The following is a 24,114-nucleotide window of genomic DNA, read 5'->3' as shown; positions in this document are numbered from 1 at the left end:
AGGGGAGCGGTCATGGATCTGCGCACGCGCTATCTCGGTTTCGAGTTGCCCCATCCGATCATGCCGGGCGCGTCGCCCCTGGTCGACGACCTGGACATGGTGCGGCGGCTGGAGGATGCCGGAGCCTCCGCCATCGTAATGCATTCCCTGTTCGAGGAGCAGATCTCCGGCGAACAGCTCGCGGCCGTCCACGCCGCCGAGCGTTCCGCCGACAGCTTCGCGGAAGCGCTGAGCTACCTGCCCCCGCTCGACGGTTTCGCGCTGGGTCCCGAGGGCTACCTGGAGCAGATCCGCCGGATCAAGGGCACGGTCGGCGTGCCGGTGATCGCCTCCCTGAACGGCGTCAGCCGGTCGGGCTGGATCCGCTACGCCAAGCTGATGGAGGAGGCCGGCGCCGACGCGCTGGAACTGAACGTCTATGCCGTCGCCGCCGATCCCGGCGAACCGGGGCAGGTGGTCGAGGACCGGCTGCTCGGCGTGGCCGTCGCGGTCCGCCGCGCGGTCGCCATCCCGGTCGCGGTGAAGCTGTCGCCCTTCTTCTCCAGCGTCGCCGCGGTCGTCCGCCGGCTGGAGGATGTCGGCATCGACGGGGTGGTGCTGTTCAACCGCTTCTACCAGCCCGACATCGACGTCGAGGCGCTGGAGGTGACGCCGCGGGTGCAACTCTCCGACCCGTCGGAACTGCTGCTGCGCCTGCACTGGCTTGCGATCCTGTCCGGCCGGATCAGGCCCGCGCTGGCGGCGTCGGGCGGGGTCCATCGGGTGGAGGACGTGGTCAAGGCGGTGATGGCGGGAGCCCACGCCGTGCAGACGGTGTCGGCGTTGCTGCGCCACGGACCGGAGCACCTGACCGTCCTGGTGGACGGCTTGCGCCGCTGGATGGAGGAGCGCGGCTATGCCTCCCTGGAGCAGATGCAGGGCAGCATGAACCTGCGGCGCTGCCCCGACCCGGCCGCTTTCGAGCGGGCGAACTACATGCGCGTGCTCCAGGGCTGGCGGGCCGACGGATAGTTGCCTGTTTGGATACATGAGGACTGCCCGGAGCTCCGGGGCTCGCGGATCGTCGTCGCTCGCCGGGGAAACGATGGTTCACGCATATTTAACCATACCCCAATATTCTGGCAGCTACGATGTATCTTGGAGTAAAACTCGTGGCACCAGTCCCGTATCATTCTGAGAAATCAAGTAAAATTATCGTTTCCGGTGCCAACTCCGCTTATTTTGATCTTTTGAAAGGCTTGGTCGAATCGCTTGAAACGGTCGAGGGATTGCGTGGCCGTGCCTTGGGCATTCTCGACCTCGGCCTTTCGGATTCCGAAAGAGCTTATCTGGACAGGAAGAGCGCGATCATCGTCCGGCCTGAGTGGCCCTTCGAGGAAATGAAAGGCGCAGACCTTCCCGAGTGGTTCAAGGCCATGGTTTGCCGTCCGTTCCTTCCGAGGTATTTTCCCGGCTTCGAGTTCATCTTCTGGATCGACGCTGACAGTTGGCTTCAGAACGCGCAGGTGCTGGACTTGTTCGAGGCGGGTGCGAGGGAGGACGGCTTCGCCGTCGTGCCCACCGCGGACAGGGCGTACGGGCCGGCGATCGGGAACTCCTACCTCATGGAATTCCAGCGAGAATGGTACGCAAAGGGTTTCGGTGAGGAAGTCGCCGAGAAACTCTACCGTTTCCCTGTGGTGGCCGCAGGCGCGCTTTGCGGCCGGAGCACCGCGCCGCACTGGGCGCAATGGCAGCTCCTGATTGCCAAGGGCCTGGGTTCCGCCGTCTTCCGGGAGATCGAGCAGACCGCCTTGAATGTTCTCGTCCATGGCACGCCGACAAGAACGCATCTGCTTCCGGCCTATTGCCATTGGGTGTGCAACAGCAGGGTGCCGGCTTTCGACGAGGGCAAGCAGAAATTCGTCGAACCTTTCCTGCCGTACGAAGAAATCGGCATCATGGGGTTGGCCGACAACACGAAGAGGGATGCTTTCCTCATCGAGACGACGACGGGCATCCTGAAGAAAGGTTATCTCACTTTCGGCGGGCATACAGATGGAGCGCGATCGGCAAACTTCGATATCGGCGAGGGTTGCGCGGTCGATGGGGTGTTCACGAGAAGATTCATGGAGAACACGTTCAAGAAACTGAACTCCCTTGGATACATCAATTTCGTTCAAGTCGGCGCGATGGACGGTTTGCTGTTCGACCATCTTCACCACGCCATCAAGGAATATCGATGGGACGGAATCCTCATCGAGCCCCTGCCGGATATGTTCCAGAGGCTGAAGAGGAACTATGAGGGATGCGAAGGTCTGATCTTCGAGAACTGCGCGATCGCACCGGATGACCGGCCTCGCCCGATGTGGCGTGTTCCCGTCGAGGCCGTCGAGAGCGGGTTGGTTCCCCCTTGGGCGATGGGCATTTCATCGCTTTACGACGACAGGAACGCGATCGGCGGCAACCTTGTTTCCGATGCCGACTTCGCGTCGATCCGGAAGCACCTGACCACGGAAACCGTGGCATGCAGCACTTTCGGTCAGATCCTGTCCAGGCACTCGTTCGACACGGTCGATCTGGTCGCCATCGACGCCGAAGGTTCGGATATGGCGATTCTGCGCCAAGTCGATTTCATGGCCCTGGGGACCCAGGTGGCGATCGTGGAGATCTGCAACCTTCCCGCGGATGAAAAGCGGGAATGCCTGACGACATTGTATGGCAACGGCTTCAGGTGCTTCGTGTCGGAGGACCGCAGCGATATCCTGGCGGTACGGGGCGCCCTGGCCGACGCCTGACGTCATGGCGGCGCCCGAGGCGGCCGATCGCCGGCCTCTCGGCACCCCGCGGGACATGCGGCGCAGCGCTCTACTTCGAGTAGCAGGTTTTCCTGGTCATACTTCCTAAAGAGACATATCGAGGAAACATAACCCGTTTCTTGCATATGAGGACCGTCAACCTGCAGCCGATCATTCTTCAAGAAGCCAATTTACCCGCAACACGAGTAAAAATCTCAATGGAGAGATAAACGACCTAGTTTCGGCAAAACAAAATTATATGATTACCTTTTAAAACTCAGATCTATTCCATAGTACGGAAGTCATAATACGCAGGTATTCACGTTTTATTTACGAGTCGAGATCAATCTAGTCCGGCGGCAGAAAGCCGTTTCAATCCAAAACGTGAGGCTCGGATGGCCAACTCAGTCAATACGAACATCGGGGCGATGGTTGCCCTGAAGAACCTGAACAGCGTCAGCGACTCCCTGTCGTCGACGCAGAAACGCATCAGCACCGGCTTGAACGTCGCCGACGCCTATGACGACGGTGCGTCCTATGCCGTCGCCGAAGGAATCCGCAGCGACGTCAAGGCGATCGGCGCGGTGAACGAGCGTCTCGCCGTCGGCAAGGGCATGATCGACGTCGCGGTCAAGGCGGGTGAAAACATCTCCAAGTCCCTTGGAGACGTCCGCGCCGTCCTGACCAAGCTGGCCGACGAGGCGCTGACCGGTTCCGACCGTACGAACTACGAGAACCAGTACAACACGCTGAAGGAGGACATCAAGAACTTCATCGCCGATGCCAAATACAACGACATCAACCTTATCGGCACCGGCTCCACCGACCAGAAGATCATTTCCAACGTCGATGGCGGAAACATCGCCATCACCGCCCAGAACCTGACGTCCGCCGTCTACGACCAGCTCGGCAACGCGACCAACGCCACCGAGGCGGCCACCATGATCGCCTCCACCGGCGGTATGGCCAACGCCATGACCAATCTCGGCAAGGCGATGAACCAGCTGGCCGCCGACAGCCGCCGGGTCACGAACCAGATCGGGTTCAACAACGCGATCGCGGACGCGACCAACACCGGCCTGGGCGCCATCGTCGACGCCGACCTCGCCAAGGAAAGCGCCCGCCTGCAGTCCCTCCAGGTCAAGCAGCAGCTTTCCAGCCAGGCGCTGTCGATCGCCAACCAGTCCCCGCAGTCCCTGCTGGGCCTGTTCCGCTAAGGGTCGTTCCCGCCCGCGCCTTCCCGGCCACCGGCCCGGAAGGCGCGGGCGGAAACCTCCCGGTTCCTTCCCGTACTTTCCAGCATTTCCTCCCCTCGTAGAAACCATCACCGGAAGCGGTCCTGAACGGAAGTGGCAATGAACCCGAAGCTCAATGCCTATAAACAAGCGGCGATGATGAACAAGGATTATCGCTCGCAGGAGGCGAACCTTTTCAAGCGGGTCACTTTCGGCCTGATCGAGGGGAAGGCGAACCCGGACGGATTGGAGCTCGTCAGGGCGGCGTCCGACAACAGGCTGCTCTGGCAGACCATCGTCAACCTGCTGCGGGACGACCAGAACCGCCTGCCGGCACCGCTCCGCGCCCAGATCATCTCCATCGGGCAGACCGTCATCCGGGAGATCGACGACAACGCCACCGGCATGCTGGACGTGGACTTCCTGATCGACATCAACACGCAGATGATCGAGGGGCTCGCGGCGCAGCCCGAAATGTCGCCGGCAGCGATGGCGGCGGTGTCGCAGAACCTGCGCCAAGGCGCGTAGGGGGATCGTTCCACCCTCCGGGAGCCCGACCATGTCCAACAGCATCGTCTTCTACAAAATGCCGGCCATGGCGGCCTATCAGCTCGCTCTCAAGCAGGGCGACACGGCGCTGGAGAAGATGGCTGCCCGGAAGGACGTCAAGGCCGAGGTGGATTACTTCCGCGACAAGATCCAGGGCGTGAAATCCGTCGAGGACCTGTTCAAGGACCGCCGCCTGACGAAGTTCGTGCTCGACGCGGTGGATCTCGGCAAGGAAACGGACAAGATGGGCCTGATCAGGAAGGCCCTGACGCAGAAGGCCGAGGATTCCGACGCCCTGATGAACAGGCTGCCCGACAAGCGCTACAAGGTGGCGGCCAGCCTGCTCCAGTTCGGCGAGAAGGGGCTTGGGCAGATCCAGCGGGAAAGCACCAAGGACGACCTGGCCGAACTCTACGTCAAGAGCCGGTACAACGACGGCCTGGCCACCCAGAACTCGGCGGTCCCCCTGGCCCTGTACCTGAAGGACAATGCGGCCGGCGTCAAGAACGCCTACGACATCCTGGGCGACCAGCGCCTGCGCCATGTCGTGACGACGGCACTCGGCCTGCCGCTGGAGATCGCCAACCAGTCGGTCGAGGCGCAGGCCGCCGCGATCGAGAAACGCCTGAAGATCTCCGACCTGAGCGATCCGAAATTCGTCGACAAGATGGCCAAGCGCTTCCTGATGCTCTCCGACGACACGTCCGTGTCGGCGGGCCCGGAGCAATGGAAGCTGAACCTTTTTGCCTGAAACACCCCGTCGGCCGCCGGACGGTTCGGCCTGGAGCTGGAGAGAATCGATGCTTGCCGAGGTAGCCCTGAAAGATCCGGTCGCTCCCGCCGACCTGGCGGAGCTGAAGCAGCGCGCTGCCATCCTGTTGGCGCGCGGCGACCTGGAAGGGACCCGGACGCTGTTGGATGCCGCGCTCGACGCCCTGCCGGAGGACGCCGACCTGCTGGCGCTGCGGGGAGCTTGCCGCGCCCGCCAGGGCGAACTGGGCGAAGCGGTCCAGGACCTGGCGACCGCGGTCATGTCGAGGCCCCAGGATTGGGAACTGCTGAACAGTTTCGCCGTCCACCTGCAGAAACTCCAGATGTTCGACGAGGCGGTCGTCTTCCATGTCAAGGCGATCAACAATTCCGAGCCCGGGCAGCATCCCCAGCTCTACGTGAACCTGGGCCTCGCGATGCGGGGGCAGGGCAACCACGAGGCGGCGGCCGAACTGTTCGAGACGGTGCTCGCCGCCCATCCGGACATGGTCGATGCGGCGGTCAACCTGTCGAGCACGCTCAATTCCCTGAAGGAATTCGGGCGCAGCATCGAGGTCTGCCGGCGCGCCCTGGCCTTCGTCGAGGCGCCGGAACTGTACCACAACATGGGCAATGCCCTGCACCGCAGCCCCGGGCGCCGCGCCGACGCCGCGGCGGCGTTCGAACGCGCCGTCGAGCTGGATCCCACGAATTCCCGGTCGAGGCACATGCTGGCATTGCTCCGGAACGAGGCGATCGATACCGTCCCGCCCGAGTTCGTGGCGGGGCTGTTCGACGACTACGCCAGCCATTTCGAAGCAGACCTGATCGAGAAGCTGCAGTACCGCGTGCCGGGGCTCGTCCGCCGCTACCTGCTGAAGGCCGCTCCCGGCCGGTCGCGCTTCGCGTCCGTCCTCGATCTCGGCTGCGGGACCGGCCTGGCCGGCCTCATGCTGCGCGACGTCGCCGACTTCCAGAAAGGCGTCGACATCTCCCGCAACATGCTGTCCAAGGCGCTGGAGAAGCGCGTCTACGACCAGATCGAGGCCGTCAACCTTCAGGAGTCCCTGGGCGAGATCGACCGCGCCTATTCGGTCGCGGTCGCCGCGGACGTGTGCGGCTATATCGGCCGCCTGGACGGCTTCTTCGCGAAGGTGTCCGAGGTCCTCGAAGCCGGCGGGCTGTTCGTCTTCTCGGTCGAGGAATGTTTCCTTGATGACTACGAAGTTTCCGCAGCTGGCCGCTTCGCCCATCGCCGGAGCTACGTCCAGGAGGTGCTGGACGATACCGGCTTCCAGGTGGCGTCCGTCGCCCGCGAGCAGCTTCGCATCAATGCCGGCAAGCCGGTGTTCGGCATGATCTTCGTCGCGCGGAAAGCGGCCTGACCGTCCCCGCCGCCTCCAGAACCGGGTGAGCAAGAATGGCGCTTCGATATTCCGTCAAGAAAGGTGAAGTCCTGTACATCGAAGGCGTCCGGATGCAATTCGTCGACAATTCGGAGATATTGCTGCTCGACCAGTGCGATATCCTGCCGGAACGGATGACCATCAAGGACCCGGGCTCGCTCACCACGCTCCAGACCTTCTACTATGTCATCCAGGAAACCTACATCAGGCACCGCAGCTCCCGGGAGGGGCAGCACGGAGACATCCTGAAGATCTGGCATAACGTGAAGGATCATCTGCGGAAGGCAGGCTCGCGCCGCGGCGCCGGTCTCGACGTCGATGCCGTCGAGTCGCTGCTGGATCAAAAGAACTATTACAGGCTCCTGAAGATGCTCTGGAAGGTCATCGACCTGGAAACCCCGGACTTCTGGACGAACAACTCCGAACATGTCCGGCAGAGCGAGAACTACGTCAGGAGCTTCCAGCCCAGGCACGTGAGAAGATGACGCGTCCCGGCGCTCCGCGGTCCCGTCAGTGCGCCATCAGGACCGGGATGCGGACCGGGTTCTCCAGCACATGGCGGGTCGTGCCGCCCAGGACCATTTCGCGGAAACGGCTGCGGCCGTAGGCGCCCATGACCAGCAGTCCGGCGCCCAGGTCCAGGGCGCGCTGGGCCAGCGCCCGACCCATCGGTTCCTCCGGGACCCTCGGCAACCTGTCGATGGCGGCCTCGATGCCGTGCCACGCGAGATAGGCCGCGAGATCCACGGCGCCGTCGACCTGCCGGCGAAGGTCCTCCTGCACCAGGACGAGGACCCTGGGCGCGCGGGCCAGCAGCGGCATCGCGTTGATGACCGCGTGCGTCGCCTCGGCGCTGTCGTTCCAGGCGATCGCGACGGCCTTGCCGAGGGTCTCGAGCGGAACCGCGGGGGCCAGCAGGAGCGGCCGTCCCGCGTCGAACAGCACCGCGTCGCGGGCCCTGGCCAGGGCGCCCGGGGCGGCGCGGTCGTCCGGCGGGACGACGGTCAGGTCGGCGCACCGGGCCATCCTCGCCAGCGTCCGGTCGACATTCCCAAGCTTCCTGTGGAAACAGGCGCTCGCCTGCCCGGGGTCAGTGCCGGGCGTCCCGGCCAGCGGCAGCCCGGCCGCCTGACGGACACGGTCGAAGCACCGTTCGGCCTCCCGCCCGGCGGCCGCCACGGCCGCTTCCCTCTCCCGGATCATCTCGTCGATGAATTCGGGCGGAACCGCCTCGCCCATGATCGGGATGCTCGCCGCCGGGTCCATGGCCAGGAAGACCGCTTCGACATGGGCGCCCAGCACCCGGGCCATGTCGAACGCCAGCGCCAGCGAGGTCCGGTCGGACGGCCGGCCGTCCAGCGGTGCCAGGATCTTCCTGATCATGGAGCCCCTCCCGTCACGTCGTCTGATGCGACGCCGGTTCGTGCCGCTTCACGTCCAGCCGCTGGCGCCTGACATGGTCCTCCAGCCGCCGGACGGCCGCGTCGAAGGCGGCCCTGAGGGCGGCGTGAGCGTCCTCGTGGACGCCGTCGGCGACCAGTTCCCCGCCCGGAACGGTCATGCCGACCGTCACCTGGTAGAGGTTCCCCTGCTGGCGGTTGCCGTGGGGCCGCTCCACGACCACGCGGCACGCCACGATATGCTCGCAGAATCGCTCCAGCTTCGCGGCCTTCTCGCCGATGCGCGCTTTCAGCGCCGGCGACGGATCCAGGTTCTTGAAGGTGATCTTGAGTGGTGTTTTCATTTGATCCGCCTCAGGGTTGGCTCATGGCCGGGACTGGAGGGAAGCGGGCTACGATCCCGAGACCTCGATCTTCCGCGCCGGCCGCGCAGCCGCCTCGGTCTTGGGCAGAGTGACGGTGAGCACGCCGTCCTTCATCGCCGCGGCGATCCTGTCCTGATCGACCGTTTCCGGGATGGGGAAGGAGCGATGGAACGAGCCGTAGCGCCGTTCGGACAGGTGGAGCTGCTTTTCCGTTTCCTCCTTTTCCTCGCGCTTCTCGCCCTTCACGGTCATCATCCGGCCGCTGACGCTGATCTCGACGTCCTTCTGGTCGATGCCGGGGAGTTCCAGCGTGACGACGTATTCCTTCTCCTTCTCGGCGATCTCCGCGGTGGGCACCGCTCCCGAGAGCGCGGACTCGAACCGGCGGAACGGCTCGAAATCCATCAGGCGCGCGCGGAAGGGGCTGCGCATCATGCCGGCAGAGAAGTCGTCGAACAAACGGTCGATCTCGTCCCGCAGGCTCAGCAGGGGATGCCTGGCACGGCCGGCGGCGCCCTTCTCCTCGGTCGCCGCAGGCTGGGTCTCGGTCTTCATGGCCGGTTTCTCCAGGGTGCCTGTCATGGTTGGTTCCTCCTTAGGATGAGGTCCGGGCCTTTCCCTGCCCGGAGCGCTTCCTGATCCGGCGGGACTTCGACGCCGCCATACGGAAAAGACTGCCGCGGCGCCGGCCGGCCTGCCTTAACCTCGATCAAGCAGGCCTGTTTTTCCCGACCGTCAGCACGGCCGCCCCCGTGACGGCGCCGGACCGGAGCGCCGCCACGGCCTCGTTGGCCCGCTCCAGCGGATACTCCGTCACCCGCGCCCGGACCGGCACCCGGGGGGCCAGCGCCAGGAACTCCTCGCCGTCGCGCCGCGTCAGGTTGGCGACGGACCGCACGACCCGCTCGCCCCACAGGATCTCGTAGGGAAACGAGGGAATGTCGCTCATATGGATGCCGGCGCACACCACGGTGCCGCCCTTGGCCACGGCCCGCAGCGCCAGCGGCACCAGCGGCCCGGCGGGGGCGAACAGGATGGCGGCGTCGAGCGGCCCGGGCGCCGGCTCGTCGGACCCGCCGGCCCAGGCCGCCCCCAGGTCGCGCGCCAGGTCCTGGGCGTCCCGGTCGCCCGGCCGGGTGAAGGCGAAGACCTCGCGTCCCTGGTGGCGGGCGACCTGCGCCACGATGTGGGCGGCGGCGCCGAAGCCGTAGAGCCCCAGGCGGGCCGCGTCCCCGGCCATGCGGAGCGCCCGGTAGCCGATCAGGCCGGCGCACATCAGGGGCGCCGCCTCGGCGTCCGTATAGGAGGGGTCGATCGGGAAGCAGTAGCGGGCGTCGGCCACCGTCAGCTCGGCATAGCCGCCGTCGATCTGGTAGCCGGTGTAGCGGGCCCGATCGCACAGGTTCTCGCGGCCGGACAGGCACCAGGCGCAGGTGCCGCAGCTCCATCCGAGCCACGGCACCCCCACCCGGTCGCCCGGGGCGAACCGCTCCGCGCCGGGGCCGGCCTCGACCACCGAGCCGATGATCTCGTGGCCGGGGACCAGCGGCAGGACGGGGTCCGGCAACTCCCCGTCGATCACGTGCAGGTCCGTGCGGCAGACCGCGCAGGCATGCACCCGGATCAGGATCCGGCCCGGCCCGGGCACGGGGTCGGGCCGGTCTGTCGGAACCAGCAGTCCGCCGGGGCGCTGCAGAACCATTGCCTTCATGGGGGGCGCTCTCGTGGCTCGTGTAGTCGGGCGCCATCCTGCCCGACCGCCGGGCGTCCCCCCTTAACCTGGGTCAATACGGTCCCGCCCCTTGGCGCCCCTCAGGCGGCGGCGACCGGCCTCAGCCCCCCGGTGATCGACTCGAACGCCGCCCTGAAGCGCGGATCCGCCATGTCCTGGGCCGCGAAACGGACATGCAGCGCGCCGCCGTCGCCGTCCAGCACGTCGAACCGCACCCGGACGCCGCGGCGGTCCAGCGCCAGGACGCCCTGGGCGCCGATGCGGATGCCGGTCACGCCGGTGATCATCGCCCCGCCTTCCGACAGGTTCGCGATCCTGGCGGACCGCCGGTCGGACCCGAATTCGACCGAGCAGGGTTCGTCCACGTCGAAGCGCTCGTCGCGCCGCCGGTTCGCCTCGACGGTGGAGGTGCGGACGACCCGGACCAGCACCCGGCGGAGATCGTCGATGCTGACCGCGACCTCGTTGGAGCCGGCCTTCACCTGGGCGGCCTGGTCGCCCGTCTGGACCACCTCGCTCGAAACCTCGGAAATCCGGACCGAGACCTCGTGGGCGGCCACCGTGGTCTCGGCGACGTTGCGGCTGATCTCCTGGGTCGCCGCCGCCTGCTCCTCCATGGCCGCGGCGATCGCCCCGGACACCCGGTCGATCTCGCCGATCGTCTGCCCGATCTCCGCGACGGCGCTGACGGCGGTCGCGGTCACGCTCTGGATCTCGTTGATCTGGCGGGTGATCTCCTCGGTCGAGCGCGCCGTCTGGTTGGCCAGGTTCTTGACCTCCTGGGCCACCACGGCGAAGCCCTTGCCGGCCTCGCCGGCGCGCGCCGCCTCGATCGTCGCGTTCAGCGCCAGCAGGTTGGTCTGGCCGGCGATGGCGCTGATCAGCTTGGCGACCTCGTCGATCTTGCCGACCGCCTGGGACAGCGAGCTGATCGTCGCCTGGGTGCGCTCGCCGCTCTCCACGGCGCGCCGGGTCACCGCGCCCGAATGGGCCACCTGGCTGGTGATCTCCCGGATGGAGGCGGCCAGCTCCTCGGTCGCGGCGGCGACCGTCTGGGCGTTGGCGAGCGCCTGGTTGGCCGCCGCGGCCACGGTGCGGGAGCTGGCGCCGACCCGTTCCGCGGACTCCGCCATGCCCTCGGCATCGCGGGCCATGCCCCCGGTATGGATGGCGACCCGTTCGACCGCCGAGCGGGCCTCCCGCTCCACCGTCTCCGCCATGGCCTGGAGCGCCGCGGTCCTGGTCTCCGCCTCGGCTTCGGCGTAGGTCTCCAGCAGCAATTCCAGGTCGAGCCAGGCCAGCTTGGTAAGCGCGTTGCGCAGCGCCAGCTTGCGGGCCGCGTCGCCGGACCGGAGCAGCGAGCCGAGACCGTTCCCCCCGGCCTCCAGGCCCAGCTCCTCGATGATGCCGGTGATCACGACGTTGTGGCAGACGGCGACCGCGTAGCCGGGCACGCCGTTCTCGTAGAAGGTCCGGGCGAGCTGCGTCGCCGACCGCATGAAGTCGTCGTCGATCCGGCCGGACACGGCGCGGACCCAGTGCTGCACCCGGACTGCATGGACGGCCGGGTTGGCCAGCGCGGACTGGATCTCGGGCCAGGCGGCGAAACGGGACTGCCAGTGCTGCAGCAATGCCGGCAGACGCTGTTCGGCAAAGGATCGCTGCTCTCGGACCAGATCGATGTCGGCCTGGGTCAGCCGGAACACGGCAAGACGCCTGGATTGGCTGTCCGACGCGAGCCGCGAATTAGCATTGTCGTCTACGCTCATAAAGTCCTCTGAAATCGATGAGAAGCGTTCCCCTGCCGACGCCAGGATAGGATCGAGTGATGAAATATTTATTGACGATATTACTTTAGATTGCAAAGTTAAGTCTTATATCGGGGTTCATAAAGTAACGTTTTCAATCGCCGGATCCGCATATCACCAAATGTATAACAAAGGTTTTTACCTTTCGAAGTAACCTCCAAGTAGGATCGGGAAAGGAAGAGTCAAAATCGTTTCACAGAGATCGTTTGATGACAAGCCAACTGCAGAGGTTCATCTCCTTCGCATTCGCAGCAGCCGACCTGCTGATCGAGGTGGGAGCCCGCGGCGAGATTCGCTTTGCCCTTGGCGCCGCCTCGACCCTGACGGACCGGCGCGACGATGAACTGATCGGCAGGAACTGGCTCGACCTGTTCGACCCGGCGGACCGGAAGGCGGTCCGGGATCTCGCCGCGGCGCTGGGGCCGCAGGGGCGCTCCGGACCGCTGGAGGTGCGCATGGCGGCCGCCGGTCCGCACCCGGGAACCGTCCGGGAAGCGACCCGGCGCGCGTCGCTCAGCGCCTGCCGGCTGGCGGGTCCGCAGGAATCGCTGTCCTGCGTGCTGACGGCGCTCCCGGCCGCCGGCGAGCCCGGCGCCGGGCTCGCCGGCATCGACAACTTCGTCGAGGCCGCCCGCCGGGCAGGCGGGGAGGGCGCCAACATGACGCTGGTAGAGGCGCCCGGGCTGGTCGGCCTGGCGCAGAGCGACCCGGCCATGTGCAGCACCCTGGTACAGCGGATCAGCACGCTGCTGCAGGATTCGGCGGTTGACGGCAATGCCGCGGCCCGGCTGGGGGAAGCCCGCTTCGGCGTCACCCACCGGGGCGGCGAGACCATCCTGCGCAAGGGTCTGGCCGACATCACGGCGGAAGGGGCCCGCAACGGCATCGACCTCGGGCTCAGCACCCACGACATGGCGCTCGGCGGCGGGCTGGGTCAGGACGAGCTGCTCCAGGCGGTCCGCTTCGCGGTGAACCGGTTTTCCTCCCTGGGTTCGTCCGCCGCGCTGCCCGGATCGGTGACCCAGGCGTTCGAGCAGATGGTCGATACCGCGATCCAGCGGATGAACGACTTCGCGACGGTCGTGCGGGAGGAGAAGTTCGACCTGTCCTTCCAGCCGATCGTCGCCTTCGCCACCGGGGCGCTGCACCATTTCGAGGTCCTGGCCCGCTTCACCGACGGCACCAGCCCGTTCGAGAACGTCCAGTTCGCCGAAGAGATCGGCGTCATCGAGAAGTTCGACTTCGCCGTCTGCACGCGCTCGGTCGCGGCGATGCGGGCCAGGGACAGGGAACCGGGGGCCTCGCCGCTGCGCCTGGCGGTCAACCTCTCCGGCCAGTCGCTGGAGAACGCCGTGTTCATCCGCCTGTTGCTGGCCCTGCTGGACGAGAACCGGGACCTTGCCGGCCGGCTCTCGCTGGAGATCACGGAGAGTGCCCGGCTGCGGGACCTGGTCCGGGCCGAGCGGGTGATCCAGGAGGTCAGGCGGCGCGGCTTCACCGTCTATCTCGACGATTTCGGGGCAGGCGCCGCCTCGTTCCAGTATCTCCAGGCGCTGACCATCAACGGGGTCAAGATCGACGGCTCCTACGTCAAGCGGATCGGCGAGTCGCGGCGGGACGACACCCTGCTGCGCGGGCTCGTCCGGCTGTGCGCCGACCTGGAGATCGAGACCGTCGGCGAGATGGTGGAAACCGCCGGGCAGGGCGAGTTCCTCCGCGCCATCGGCGTCACCCTGGGCCAGGGGTGGCTGTTCGGCAAGGCGACGCCGACTCCGGTCTGGACGCCGAAGCCGCTGGAACCGGTGGCGCCGTCCCGGCTGCGCGGCCGGCGCCAGGGCGTCGTGGAAAGCTGGAGTTGAGGGCGAAAGCCGGCATTTCCCTTAACCTGAACATAATAGTATGCGTCGTAAGGTTTCGAATGAATTGCTGCGGGGAGCGGGCTGGAGAATGACCGGAAAGCGGCCGAAGGCGCTGTCGTGCCGATCCGCGCACGGGACGGAGAAAGTCGGATCCGATGCAGGCTTCCCCCTCTGACCTGAAGGCTACCACCGGGTCCACCGGTGCGGTTTCCGGGATGGTGCTGCCGACGGCGGAGGAGATCGCGACCCTGCCGGCCAGGACCATCGAGCGGATCCACCGCTATTCGGCGGAACTGCCGCCGTCTCCCGCCCGGGCCGCGCTGGAGGACGCGCTTCGTCCCCGCCTGCGGACGACGCGGCCGCCCAAGATGATCACCCCGATGCGGCTGTTCTGCCTGCCGTTCGAGGACCTGCTGACCGACCGGAACCCCCGGGTGCGGCCGGCCGGGCTGATTCCCCGCCGCATCCTGATGCCGTTCTGGGGGCTGCTGACCAGGCCCGCGACCGTGCCCGCCCTGCTGCGCGGCCCGACCGCGGAGTTCCCGCTGCCGCTCCGGCCGGACCGCGAGGCGCTCGACCATCCCCTGTTCGAGGCGGGCCGCGGGACCCTGTCGGCGATGCGCGCCGCGGCGGTGGGCAACCCCTCGATCGCCGGCGTGGGCAAGCGCATCCATCCCGACATCTGGGACATGGTTCCGGAGATGGACCTGGCGCTCGGCCTGCGCTTCGATCTCTGGCGCATCCGCCAGGACCTCGCCCGGGGCCGCATCGACCCGGCGGTGTCGGAGTTCCTGCGCGCGGCCGGCGGCGACGCGCTCGCCATGCATGTCATGCTGCTCTCCCTGGCGCGGTCCCCCGTATCCCGCGGCGCCTTCCCCGACTTCGCCACGGCGCTCGGCCGCCACCGGTCCAAGGAGGTCGTCCGCATCCTGTCGGACATCGTGCGCTGCACCGCCGACGACGCCCGCCAGGACATCGGGCTGGAGACCGCCGAGGAGGCGGCCCGCGACCTGGACCCCGCAGCGCTGGCCCGGGGGCTCCGCCCGGCCGCCGAACGGCTGGCGGTGCTGCGCGCCCAGCCCATGGGCCGCGGCGGGACGGCCGCCGCCGAGCGGCTGGGCGAAGACCTCAGGGCGGCGGTCCGCGACAGGCTGGTGCCCAACGTGGAAGAGATGATCGAGCGCCTCCCCGCGATGCCCCGCACGCCGGACGAATCGGAGTTCGTCGCCGCCCTGGCCTCGGCGGTCGAGATGCTGTCGGTCGGCCGGGATGTCTGCGCCGGCGCCGGCTTCGCGGACATGACCGCCGTCCCGGTCGAGCGCCTGATGGCCGCGACCCGGCGCCGGATCGCCGCCCTGGCGCGCCCCGTTCCCCAGGGCGATCCCGGTGCCGGCGCCTCTTCCGGGACCGGCGGCGCCGCGCCGCCCGACCCGGCGCTGGCCGACCGCGCGCTCCGCGTCGCGGCGCGGGCGGCCCACGCCTTCGAGCAGCTCTGCCCCCAGGAGAACGTCCTGACCTTCCTCCAGACCGCCTTCGTCGATGCGACCGGGCGGGCGGCCCCCCGCACCCGGGAGGCCTTCCTGTCGGAAATCGTCCGGTCCTGCTGCGCCCCGGTGCGGGGCGGTTGATCGCTTCTCCACGTGCGGTTGCCCGATCGCAAGCAATTCTTCAATCCCTCGGGTGCATCATCGCCCGGCATCCTTCCGTGGAGAGTCGATCATCATGAACGAGACCGTGCCGCCGTTCACGACACGCCTGTCCGGCGACCATGTGCCGGCCACCTTCGAGGAGCGCGGCGCCGCGGTACCGTTCCAGAAGCCGGATCTCGCCAACGCGCGCGTCAGGCGCGCCGCCCAGGGCGAGCTGGAGGTGCTGGTCTACGGCTTCTCCGGCGGGCGCGGCGTCTATATCCTGCCGTGGCGGGCGCTTCCCGAGGTCCTGCGCCTCAACCTCCACGACCTGACGCTCCATGCCGAGGTGCTGACCACCCAGGCGGTCACGCCCGAGCGGATCCAGGTCGCCGCCTACCGGGTCGCCCGCAGCGGCCTCGCCGGGGAATCCATGCTCCAGGACGCCGACGAGCTGCTGGCCGACCGCGCCCAGGTCGCGACGGTGACCGCTTTCCACCTGCTGCGCCGCCTGATCCCATCCCCCGGGCTGACCGTCAACGGCTATCCCATGACGCCGCTATTGCTGGCGACGCCCGCGGGCAAGGCCGCCGCGCGCGCCGCCCTGCAGCCCGGCAACCTGTTCGACCGCATCCAGAAGGCCGCCTCCCTCGTCCTGCCGCTCGGCGTCGATGCCGAGGACGGCCGGGGGCCGCTCCGCACCCTGTTCGGCCGGGTCCGCGGCTTCGCTGCCCGAATCGAGGGCATCGGCGGCGACGCGGCCGTGCTGATCGCCGATGTCGCCCGGCTGACCGTGGCGATCGGCGACGACCTGATCCGGCAGGCCGACGCCATGACGGCGGACCCCGGCCCGCTCCTGGACGACTGGGACGCCCGAAGCCCCGCCCTCCGGCAGGCGGTCGAGCGCCTGGGATGGCTGCTCGACGGCTGGCAGCCGGTCTGCGACCTCTGGAGCAACTGGCCGGGTTCCACCGCCGACCCCGCCCTGGCCCTGACCACGCTCCGCATCCTTCCCCTGGTCCCGAGGGACGAATGCGGCCGCTTCCACGGCGACGCCGCCAGCCTCCACCGCCGCCAGACCACCGTATTCAGCGCCTTGCAGGAGGAGGGGTGAAGGGAGAAGGGGCGGGCGTCCGGCTGAATCGATCCGTGTGACCGATGCCTCTTTTCATGCCGACCATGTGGACAAGACGTCGATCGAACCCGGACGTCGGCGGCATGACCCATCCTGGCTTCGAGATCGAGGTCGAGCGCAAGAGGCGGGCCGAAGGCTTCCAGGTGCTCCCACGCCGCCGGATTATTGAGCACACCTTCTGGTGAATGACGCGCCGGTATAGGCGGATCCTTGATCGCCGGGTCTTGGCCGACACTGTTCTTTCGACAAGGTCTTATACCGGACCCGTCGGCGAAACTTGCTCCGGTTCACTACCGGGAGAGCAGCCTGGATTTCGTTATGATGTTTAGCTGCGATGCTCCGGAGGGATGTGAGTAAAACCTTCATATCCAAATGACGCCGCGCTGCTACAAAGTAGTTGCGCCTAATCATGGTCAGCGTCAATCATCGTCCAGAGGTGCCTGATACTCAGGTTCTTGTTACCACTTTCGATCATCTTGTTTATCGAGCCATCATAGCTGGACCATCTCCTATGACACTGCCTGAACCAGCCAATTCCCCTCACGATCGGTTGAATGACGCGTTTGATCCTGTTGCGACTGAAGCCGACATTCGTGCTTGTTTCCGGCTATTGCTGGGTCGCAACCCCAACCCCGAAGAACGCGCAGGACACTTCGCCCAGGCCGGGGCTGAACTCGGTGTCGTCGTAAAAGGTTACGTAAACAGCCATGAGTTCGCTTCGCGGGGCTTTCTCAATGAACGGCACGAAGCGAGCGTCGAGAAGGTCAGCGGTCCCGGGTTCGACATCTTCGTGCAGTCGGATGACCTTGCTGTTGGACATGGTGTCAAGGCGGGTTAGCTATGAGCCGCACGTCACGGCCGTCTTCAAGCGGTTCCTCAAGCCTGGAATGTCGGTGCTCGACATCGGCGCGAACATCGGCTTCTTCACCATGCTCTCAGCACACTTGGTCGGCCCCGAAGGTCATGTCCTGGCGGTCGAGCCTAATCCTGCCAATGCCAGGATGATCGAGGCAAGCCGTCGGTTGAACGGTTTCAGACACGTCACGGTGCTGCAGGTGGCGGCGGGTCGGCAGCCGGGCATCCTGGCGCTGAACGTCACGCACTCCAATGGCACCACGGCGGCGGTTTCGGAGGATCTGGGCGGCATCCTGGGGGCTACGACGGTACCGGTCATCAATCTTGATGCTGTCGCACCTGCTGCGGTCGACTTCATCAAGATTGACGTGGAGGGTGCCGAGGGAGCTGCCATGGAAGGGCTCGAGCAGACCCTCACCCGATGCCGTCCGGTTATCGCCAGTGAGTTCAGCCCCGACATGATGTCGGGTATCTCGCTTTGCACCGGTCCCGACTACCTGCGGTTCCTCAACAAGCATGGCTATGGGATCTCTGTCATCAATCACGACGGGACCGTCACGGACCATGGCCGGAATGTCGAGGCAGTGATGGAAGCATACCGCCGTTCAGGCGTGGATCACATCGACATCCTCGCCCAACCCCAAGGGTGATGAGATGAATGCTTCGACCCCGCTGGAGTGATCCGGCGGGGTCCACATGCCTGTCCGCCCGATCCATACCAGGGGGAACTGAAAAAGGCCGCCCCGGACTTCACCGTCACGGCGACCCTGAATTCTTTGGAGAGTGGCGGACCCGATACGATTCGAACGTACGACCTCTGCCTTCGGAGGGCAGCGCTCTATCCAGCTGAGCTACGGGTCCAGCGACGGGACGGACCATAGCCCATGCCAAGCCGCCGCGCAATGCCTCGTGGACGTGTTTTCTCGTCCCTCCGAGAGTCGGCCCGCCCGGCCCCCTCCTCACCGCGCCGCCACCACCGACCGCTCCCCGCCGCCGCCCGGCTCCCCCGACATCGGCCCGACCGCCAGGCCGGCGATCGCCGCCGCGATCTTCTCCCCGCCGCGCACCGACGGCTCGATGGGGTTGGCATAATCCTCGTCCCGGTCGCAGACGAGGCGCAGGTCCACCAGCGGCAGCCCGCGGGCGAAGGCGGCGCGGGTGATGCGGTCGTTCAGCAGGCACAGCGCCGCCACCACCAGGCGCCGGCGGGGCTCCGGGATCCGGGTGTCGTAGATCGTGCAGACCGCCGTGGGAAGGCCCCGCTCCAGCACTCGGTCGAGCATGGTTTCGTAATCCCGGCCGAACCGTTCCCGGATGGTGGCGAGCCTTTCCACCGCTTCCGCCACCGACCGCGCCCCGGCTTCCAGGACGCTCGCGTAGCCCAGCGCGTCGTTTCCGCCCGTGCTGACGACCAGGTGCGTCGCATCCGCCGGAAGCCGGTCGAGCTGCCGTTCCACGCCGCCGATCAGGCTGCCGTCCACCGCCCGCAGCGTCGCCCGCCAGCCGGACGGCAGACGGTCGCGCACCTGCGCCGCCACGTCGGGGCCGCCCCCGACATAGGCGGCGTTGTCGAACACGGAGTCTCCGAGCAGCACCAGATGGCCCATGGGCCTGTTCCCCTTCCAGGTCGGTGACGTCTTTCAGCCCCCGGCCCAACAGTCCGCCCGGGCGAACGCTCCCGGAAGGACCCGGGCGCCGGGACCGGCCCCGCGCAACCCGCATGCCCGTCCGCCCGTTGGTGGCTTGGCTCCGCTCCCCCGTCAGGCTATCTATTCTCCATGTGCTCCTGTTCCCCGCCGCTGAACCGCCGCCGCATGCTCGGCCTGCTTGCCGGCGTCGCCGCGGCGCCGCTGGTCGCCGGCTGCGACGAGATCGGCGGATTCCCGATCCGGCTCGTCTCGGACGAGACCGTCCGCCAGCTCGGGGTGGAAAGCTGGCAGCGCATCCGGGCGCAGACGCCGGTGTCGCAGGCGCGGGATCTGCAGCAGGCCCTCCAGGCGGTCGGCCGGCGCCTGCTCCAGGCGGCCGGCGAGGACCCGGCCCGGTGGGAAATGGTCGTCTTCGCCCGCGACGAACCCAACGCCTTCGCGCTCCCCGGCGGCAAGATCGGCGTGTTCGAAGGCATGTTCCGGGTCGCCGCCAACGAGCACCAGCTCGCCGCCGTGATCGGCCACGAGATCGGGCATAACCAGGCCGAGCATTCCCAGGAACGGCTGAGCGTCGCGGCGGCCAAGCAGCTGGGCCTGCGTCTGGTCAGCGCCGCCCTCCAGATCGGGGACGTCGCCTATGCAAACGAGATCGCGGCGCTGCTCGGCGTCGGGGTGGAGTTCGGGCTGGAACTGCCCTACTCGCGCCGCCAGGAGCTGGAAGCCGACGAACTCGGGCTGCTGACCATGGCCAGGGCGCGCTTCGACCCCCGGGAGGCGGTGGAGCTGTGGCGGCGGATGGAGCGCGTCGGGGGACGGACCGCGCCCGCCTTCATATCCACCCACCCGGCGCCCAGGGCGCGCATCGAAGCGTTGGAACAGATCCTGCCTCAGGTCCTGCGGAACAGCTGAGGCGGTCGGGCGGCCGGCGGCGGCAGGGGGCAGCCTCGAAGACGCCCTGTGCGCCCGGGACCTGCTCGTCGAGGCCCAGGCCTGGGCAGACGGTGACGGCGCGCTACGAGGGAATGCCCGGCAACCCGGAAGTCTCGGTGAGGTTCGAGTAGCGCGCGGGGCCAAGCTTCGATAAGGCGTCGAACGTGTCGCCGGCGACCGGTGCGCCCTTGGGGCGGCGGAAGCGGGTCAACACCGCTCGTCACCAAGCGCGGTCCTTACCGAGCCTGCCGCATCGTCCCTTCGCAGATCGCGCACCGTGTTGTTGGACTGACGCAGGCGAAGGATCAGGATGTGCAGCAGGGCCTTCACGAAGACCGGGACCGTCTCCATGATCTGGCTCATATGGTGATCGGTGATCTGGATGCAGGTCGTGTCGGCCATGGCCACCGCGGAAGCGCACCGGGGGCTGCCGTCGATAAGCGCCATCTCGCCGAAAATCTCGCTGTCTCCTTTGATCGTAAGAGGCTCCCGGGAGCATTCGTGGTCGAGGTGGATGGCTACCCTGCCTTTCTCGATCAGGTAGGCGACGCTCCCGGGGTCCCCGGCCTTGAAGATCACCTCCCCGGCGAAGAAGACTTTTTTGCTGAGGAATTTCTGCTGCATCGGATGCCCGTCCATTCCCATGACTGGTATGCCGGTCACTTCGCGCCGGCTTTGCCGACGGCGGTCATGAAGGCAGCGATGTCGAGGATCGGACGGATGATGGCGTTGCGCACCACCGCCGAGATCGCGCCACCGAGCAGGAAGCCCGCCACGCCGAGCGCGATGCCGGACATGGACAAGGTGCGGACCCCGTCGGCGACCGACCGCAGCGGCTCCAGCAATCCGGCCGGTTTCTCCATGACGGCGGTGGCGAGCCTTTCCAATTCGGCCTCCAGCTGCGCCGCATCGCCGTCGAGGCCCTCTACCGCATCGGCGCTTCCGGATGGCGGTCCGGTCTTGTCATCGGCCAGACGCGAGGTCCGGTCGGCATGACGGACGGCAAGGGCATGAAACCTCCTGCCCACGGCGTTCAGCGCTTCGGCTTCGGCCGTCAGATGCAGCGCTCTTGCCAGATCCCCCGCCCGAGCGAGGGTGAGCTCGAAACGGAGCAGGGCAGTCCCGTACTCGTCGGCGCCATCCTGGGGACGGCCGGACCGGAGCCCCGCGGAACCCTCCTTGGAAGCCACGCCGACCCGCACCATTTCAAGCTGTGCGGTTCTGATCAGGCTGACCAATGTCATGCCTTGCGTAAAGGATAACTCGGCCTCTTCCTCGAAGTTGCCGATCCTGTCCTGCTGATCGTCGATGAACCGGAACAGGATCGCGAGCAGCAGCACTCCGATCAGTGTGAAAGACAAAAAGGCGGAATTTACTTTAAGCCGCGACTGCATATTCAGCTTATCCTGACTTGGACGGCTCTCTGATTTCTACCGGGTCTAAAGATGTTACCGGCGGATCGATGCAATTAATTTATATCTAATCCTGATAGGTTCAATCCAGACTGAGGATACGGCGATGTATACGGAAGGTCATTCATGTCACTGACCCTGCCTGCCATCGGTACTTGAAGTCCGGGACCGGCCCCCGATCAGATTGAACCGCTCCGGCCCTCGCAGCCGGCCGCTCCACTCGCCGAACTGTGTTGCGCCATGGCGCAACCTACGGCTCGATGCAGGGCGGAGGTGATGCGGGCCGACGATCGTAGGTTGCGCCCATGGCGCAACGCATCTGATCGGCTGCCCCGGGGCGGATCGACCTGATCGGGTACAGCTCTAGACCGGCACCTTCTTCACGGCGGTGGCCTCGTCACCCGTATTGGGCGTGCCGTGCGGCTCGATGATCGCGGCGCGGCGGAAAGCGCCGGACCGGTTTCGGCGCCGCGACGTTTGTAGACGCTTGCTGACATTCCCCCGGGGGTGCTCAGCCCGCGGTCACCGCCGCCTCGGCGCCGGCCAGCCGCCGCGACGACCGGTAGATCCCCCGCAGCAGGGTCCGGAGGCCAGGGTGCCGGGCCTGCTGCAGGCGGCGCCAGTGCTGGAAATGGGGAACGGGGTGGCTGAGCGGGACGGCGGGGACGTCGGCGCCGAACAGGGATCCCAGCGCCACCAGCTGGGACTCCAGGGCGTGCCGGGCCTCCCGGCCGTCCAGCAGGCCGGCGACCTCGTCCCAGTCGAGCCCCGGATGGGCCTTGGCGATCCCGTCCAGGTCGACGAGGCGCCTCAGCTCGAAATCGCCGCGCAGGTAGAGCTTGTCGTGGAACATGTCGTGCGCGATCAGGTGCAGCACCCGGAATTCCGGGCTCGGCAGCAGGGCCTGTCCTGATTCGCCGATCGCCAGGATGCTGCCGCTCCGGGCGAGCCTGTCGGGATGGTGGAACCTCTCCGGCCCGGGCGGCCGGACATGCAGGTCGATCATGCCGACGTCGCGGCGCCGCGCCAGCGCCGCGGGCGCATGGTCCTGCGCTTCGCCGGGCTGGATCTCGTAGCCGAGCGCCGCCAGGCAGGACAGCGCCGCCGGAACCTCGCCCGCCGACACGAGGATGTCCAGGTCGCACAGGATGCGGTCGCCAAGCCGGTCCTCGGCGGCCGTCAGAAGCGTGCAGGCCCCCTTCAGCAGGGTCGGCAGGATGCCGTGCCGGTTCAGCGCCTCGACGGCCTCCACCGCCTGGGCGCGCAGCAGCAGGTTCCGCTCATGGTTCCGCCCGTGGATGAAGTCCAGGTATTCCCGCACGTCCTGCGGAACCTCCGGCCCGGCCCAACCGGCCAGCGCGGCGCGGACGGCGGGAACGACCAGGTAACGGTTCGCCTCCCCGATCACGCCGACCCAGTCGGCATCGGCCGGCGGCCGTCCCCGCAGGCAGGAGACCAGGGCGTCGAACCGGGAGGGCGAGGGCGTCATCCCCATGATTTTCATGATCCGCACAATCCGGCCAGCAGGGCCACGGCGTCGTCGAGCCGCGCATAGGTCAGCCGATAGCACCCGGCGCCGTCCAGCATGCGGGCCAGGGCCTGGAAGGCGCCGGTGCCCAGGCGATCGTCGGCGGAGGCGGCGCCACCGATCAGGTCGCGCAGCGTCTCCAGCGGGTCCAAGCGTTCGAGCGCGGGTCCGGCCCCGTCGCGGCGGTCCAGGCCGACGATCCAGCGGACCGGAAGCGGCCCACCGCCGGCGGAGGGCAGGCCGTCGAGGAAACGGACCTGCTGGCCGTCGTAGCGGACATGGACCGGCAGGTCGAGCAGGTCGGGGCGCATCCCCGCCAGCAGCGGCCAGGACCCCGGCTTGAGCGCCGGCGCGAAGCGCAGCGCCGTCACCCGCCCGTCGGCGCCGAGCAGGGCCACGTCGTCCCCGGCAAGGCCCAGGCCGGACCGGGCCAGCGCCGCTGCCAGCCCAACGGCCAGCGTCGACTTGCCGGCGCCCGGGCAGCCGCTGAGCAGCAGGGCGTGGCCGCCCGCGGCCAGCGTCGCGGCGTGGAGCGCCACCGCGTGGCGGCCCCGCTGGACCGCTTCCAGGGTGAGCGCTCCCCTCAGGGCGGGGACGATCTCATCCGGCCGGCAGGTCGCGAGGGCGAGCGCGCCGCGGCGGATCACCACCGTGCCGTCCTCCTCCGCCACGTCGAACCGGCAATCCGGGCCGTCGTCCACCGTGCCCCGCGCCACCTCCAGATGCCGGAAGTCCGGCGCGGCCAGATCGGCCAGGAAGGCGGCGGCATAGCGGATCTCGACGCGGGTTCCGCCGATATCCAGGTGCTGGCGGACCGCCGGCGGCCGGATCAGCCCCAGCCGGGTCCATTCGGCGACGGCCTGGCCCAGCCAGGCCCGCACCTCACCGTCGGGCAGGCCGGGACCGCCCATCTCCTCGGCGATGCGGCCGATCGCGGCTCCCTCGGCCAGGCGGCTCCAGGCGAACGCCATCCCGCCGTCCAGTTCGAACAGTTCCTGCCTGGCCTCGTCGAAGAGCACCCCGTGCTCCCCGATGAAGGCGAGCGAGACGCCCTCGGCGATCATCGGTCGGTTTTCCTGCACCGGTGCGTTCTCCA

23 protein-coding genes and 1 tRNA gene are annotated in these 24,114 nt (G+C 67.4%); 13 read left to right on the top strand and 11 right to left on the bottom strand.

Going from position 1 to position 24,114, the window contains the following annotated elements; genetic code table 11:
• Nucleotides 1-12: 12 nt before the first annotated feature.
• From IGS68_RS25620 to IGS68_RS25590, 7 genes are all read left to right on the top strand, one after another.
• On the top strand, nt 13-1,011 hold the full coding sequence (locus IGS68_RS25620) for a dihydroorotate dehydrogenase-like protein (protein WP_201075440.1): 999 nt from the start codon (nt 13-15) through the stop codon (nt 1,009-1,011).
• Between the two features lie 140 nt (nt 1,012-1,151).
• Nucleotides 1,152-2,777 carry an FkbM family methyltransferase gene (locus IGS68_RS25615; protein ID WP_201075439.1) on the top strand — a complete coding sequence of 542 codons (1,626 nt, stop codon included), beginning with the start codon at nt 1,152-1,154 and terminating at the stop codon, nt 2,775-2,777.
• Between the two features lie 395 nt (nt 2,778-3,172).
• Nucleotides 3,173-3,994, top strand: coding sequence for a flagellin (locus tag IGS68_RS25610; protein WP_201075436.1), 822 nt, complete (start codon nt 3,173-3,175; stop codon nt 3,992-3,994).
• A 138-nt stretch (nt 3,995-4,132) separates the two neighbouring features.
• Nucleotides 4,133-4,540: a flagellar biosynthesis regulator FlaF gene (locus tag IGS68_RS25605; RefSeq protein WP_201075435.1), complete on the top strand. Its 408-nt coding sequence runs from the start codon at nt 4,133-4,135 to the stop codon at nt 4,538-4,540.
• Between the two features lie 31 nt (nt 4,541-4,571).
• Nucleotides 4,572-5,312: a DUF1217 domain-containing protein gene (locus tag IGS68_RS25600; RefSeq protein WP_201075434.1), complete on the top strand. Its 741-nt coding sequence runs from the start codon at nt 4,572-4,574 to the stop codon at nt 5,310-5,312.
• 49 nt (nt 5,313-5,361) lie between these two features.
• On the top strand, nt 5,362-6,696 hold the full coding sequence (locus tag IGS68_RS25595; RefSeq protein ID WP_201075432.1) for a tetratricopeptide repeat protein: 1,335 nt from the start codon (nt 5,362-5,364) through the stop codon (nt 6,694-6,696).
• Nucleotides 6,697-6,731: 35 nt separating this feature from the next.
• Nucleotides 6,732-7,202 (top strand): flagellar biosynthesis repressor FlbT, encoded by a 471-nt coding sequence (locus IGS68_RS25590; RefSeq protein ID WP_201075430.1) that lies wholly within the window; start codon nt 6,732-6,734, stop codon nt 7,200-7,202.
• A 25-nt stretch (nt 7,203-7,227) separates the two neighbouring features.
• Here IGS68_RS25590 and IGS68_RS25585 read toward each other — a convergent pair whose 3' ends face one another.
• From IGS68_RS25585 to IGS68_RS25565, 5 genes are all read right to left on the bottom strand, one after another.
• Nucleotides 7,228-8,100, bottom strand: coding sequence for a universal stress protein (locus tag IGS68_RS25585; RefSeq protein ID WP_201075428.1), 873 nt, complete (start codon nt 8,098-8,100; stop codon nt 7,228-7,230).
• A 13-nt stretch (nt 8,101-8,113) separates the two neighbouring features.
• Complete coding sequence (hpf, locus tag IGS68_RS25580; protein WP_201075426.1) at nt 8,114-8,461, bottom strand: ribosome hibernation-promoting factor, HPF/YfiA family; 348 nt, start codon at nt 8,459-8,461, stop codon at nt 8,114-8,116.
• Between the two features lie 48 nt (nt 8,462-8,509).
• A complete protein-coding gene (locus tag IGS68_RS25575; RefSeq protein WP_201075421.1) occupies nt 8,510-9,064 on the bottom strand; it encodes an Hsp20/alpha crystallin family protein in 555 nt (184 codons plus the stop codon).
• Between the two features lie 127 nt (nt 9,065-9,191).
• Nucleotides 9,192-10,193 carry a zinc-dependent alcohol dehydrogenase family protein gene (locus tag IGS68_RS25570; RefSeq protein ID WP_201075420.1) on the bottom strand — a complete coding sequence of 334 codons (1,002 nt, stop codon included), beginning with the start codon at nt 10,191-10,193 and terminating at the stop codon, nt 9,192-9,194.
• Nucleotides 10,194-10,294: 101 nt separating this feature from the next.
• The gene (locus tag IGS68_RS25565; protein WP_201075419.1) at nt 10,295-11,983 is read right to left on the bottom strand and encodes a methyl-accepting chemotaxis protein; all 1,689 of its coding nucleotides are present in this window, start codon (nt 11,981-11,983) and stop codon (nt 10,295-10,297) included.
• Between the two features lie 248 nt (nt 11,984-12,231).
• Here IGS68_RS25565 and IGS68_RS25560 point away from each other — a divergent pair, with 248 nt between their 5' ends.
• The 5 genes from IGS68_RS25560 to IGS68_RS25540 all read left to right on the top strand — a co-directional run bounded on the left by IGS68_RS25560 (nt 12,232) and on the right by IGS68_RS25540 (nt 18,149).
• Nucleotides 12,232-13,881: a sensor domain-containing phosphodiesterase gene (locus IGS68_RS25560; RefSeq protein WP_201075417.1), complete on the top strand. Its 1,650-nt coding sequence runs from the start codon at nt 12,232-12,234 to the stop codon at nt 13,879-13,881.
• Between the two features lie 155 nt (nt 13,882-14,036).
• Nucleotides 14,037-15,509 carry a hypothetical protein gene (locus tag IGS68_RS25555; protein ID WP_201075416.1) on the top strand — a complete coding sequence of 491 codons (1,473 nt, stop codon included), beginning with the start codon at nt 14,037-14,039 and terminating at the stop codon, nt 15,507-15,509.
• A 94-nt stretch (nt 15,510-15,603) separates the two neighbouring features.
• A complete protein-coding gene (locus tag IGS68_RS25550; RefSeq protein ID WP_201075415.1) occupies nt 15,604-16,623 on the top strand; it encodes a hypothetical protein in 1,020 nt (339 codons plus the stop codon).
• A gap of 430 nt (nt 16,624-17,053) precedes the next feature.
• On the top strand, nt 17,054-17,482 hold the full coding sequence (locus IGS68_RS25545) for a hypothetical protein (RefSeq protein WP_201075414.1): 429 nt from the start codon (nt 17,054-17,056) through the stop codon (nt 17,480-17,482).
• A complete protein-coding gene (locus IGS68_RS25540; protein WP_201075412.1) occupies nt 17,445-18,149 on the top strand; it encodes an FkbM family methyltransferase in 705 nt (234 codons plus the stop codon). The genes IGS68_RS25545 and IGS68_RS25540 overlap by 38 nt, the downstream gene beginning before the upstream one ends.
• A 134-nt stretch (nt 18,150-18,283) precedes the next feature.
• On the opposite strand, the gene IGS68_RS25535 is transcribed toward IGS68_RS25540, so the two are convergent.
• Both IGS68_RS25535 and IGS68_RS25530 read right to left on the bottom strand, forming a co-directional pair.
• Nucleotides 18,284-18,360, bottom strand: a tRNA-Arg gene (locus tag IGS68_RS25535).
• Between the two features lie 98 nt (nt 18,361-18,458).
• Nucleotides 18,459-19,106, bottom strand: coding sequence for an SGNH/GDSL hydrolase family protein (locus tag IGS68_RS25530; protein WP_201075410.1), 648 nt, complete (start codon nt 19,104-19,106; stop codon nt 18,459-18,461).
• Nucleotides 19,107-19,277: 171 nt separating this feature from the next.
• On the opposite strand from IGS68_RS25530, the gene IGS68_RS25525 reads away from it, so the two are divergent.
• Entirely contained in the window at nt 19,278-20,057 is a 780-nt protein-coding gene (locus IGS68_RS25525; RefSeq protein WP_201075408.1) for a M48 family metallopeptidase, read from the top strand.
• Nucleotides 20,058-20,285: 228 nt separating this feature from the next.
• Here IGS68_RS25525 and IGS68_RS25520 read toward each other — a convergent pair whose 3' ends face one another.
• From IGS68_RS25520 to IGS68_RS25505, 4 genes are all read right to left on the bottom strand, one after another.
• Nucleotides 20,286-20,702 (bottom strand): cyclic nucleotide-binding domain-containing protein, encoded by a 417-nt coding sequence (locus IGS68_RS25520; protein ID WP_201075406.1) that lies wholly within the window; start codon nt 20,700-20,702, stop codon nt 20,286-20,288.
• A 35-nt stretch (nt 20,703-20,737) separates the two neighbouring features.
• Nucleotides 20,738-21,472, bottom strand: a complete 735-nt coding sequence (locus IGS68_RS25515; RefSeq protein WP_201075404.1) for a hypothetical protein — start codon at nt 21,470-21,472, stop codon at nt 20,738-20,740.
• A 529-nt stretch (nt 21,473-22,001) separates the two neighbouring features.
• A complete protein-coding gene (locus IGS68_RS25510; protein ID WP_201075402.1) occupies nt 22,002-22,994 on the bottom strand; it encodes a nucleotidyltransferase family protein in 993 nt (330 codons plus the stop codon).
• On the bottom strand, nt 22,991-24,082 hold the full coding sequence (locus IGS68_RS25505; protein WP_247881077.1) for an ATP-binding protein: 1,092 nt from the start codon (nt 24,080-24,082) through the stop codon (nt 22,991-22,993). Before IGS68_RS25505 ends, IGS68_RS25510 begins: the two co-directional genes overlap by 4 nt.
• Nucleotides 24,083-24,114 lie beyond the last annotated feature (32 nt).

The sequence above is a fragment of the Skermanella sp. TT6 genome, assembly GCF_016653635.2.
In the GTDB taxonomy this organism is placed as follows: domain Bacteria; phylum Pseudomonadota; class Alphaproteobacteria; order Azospirillales; family Azospirillaceae; genus Skermanella; species Skermanella cutis.
The sequence above is the reverse complement of the archived record's forward strand: the minus strand, read 5'-3'. Positions and strand labels throughout refer to the sequence as shown.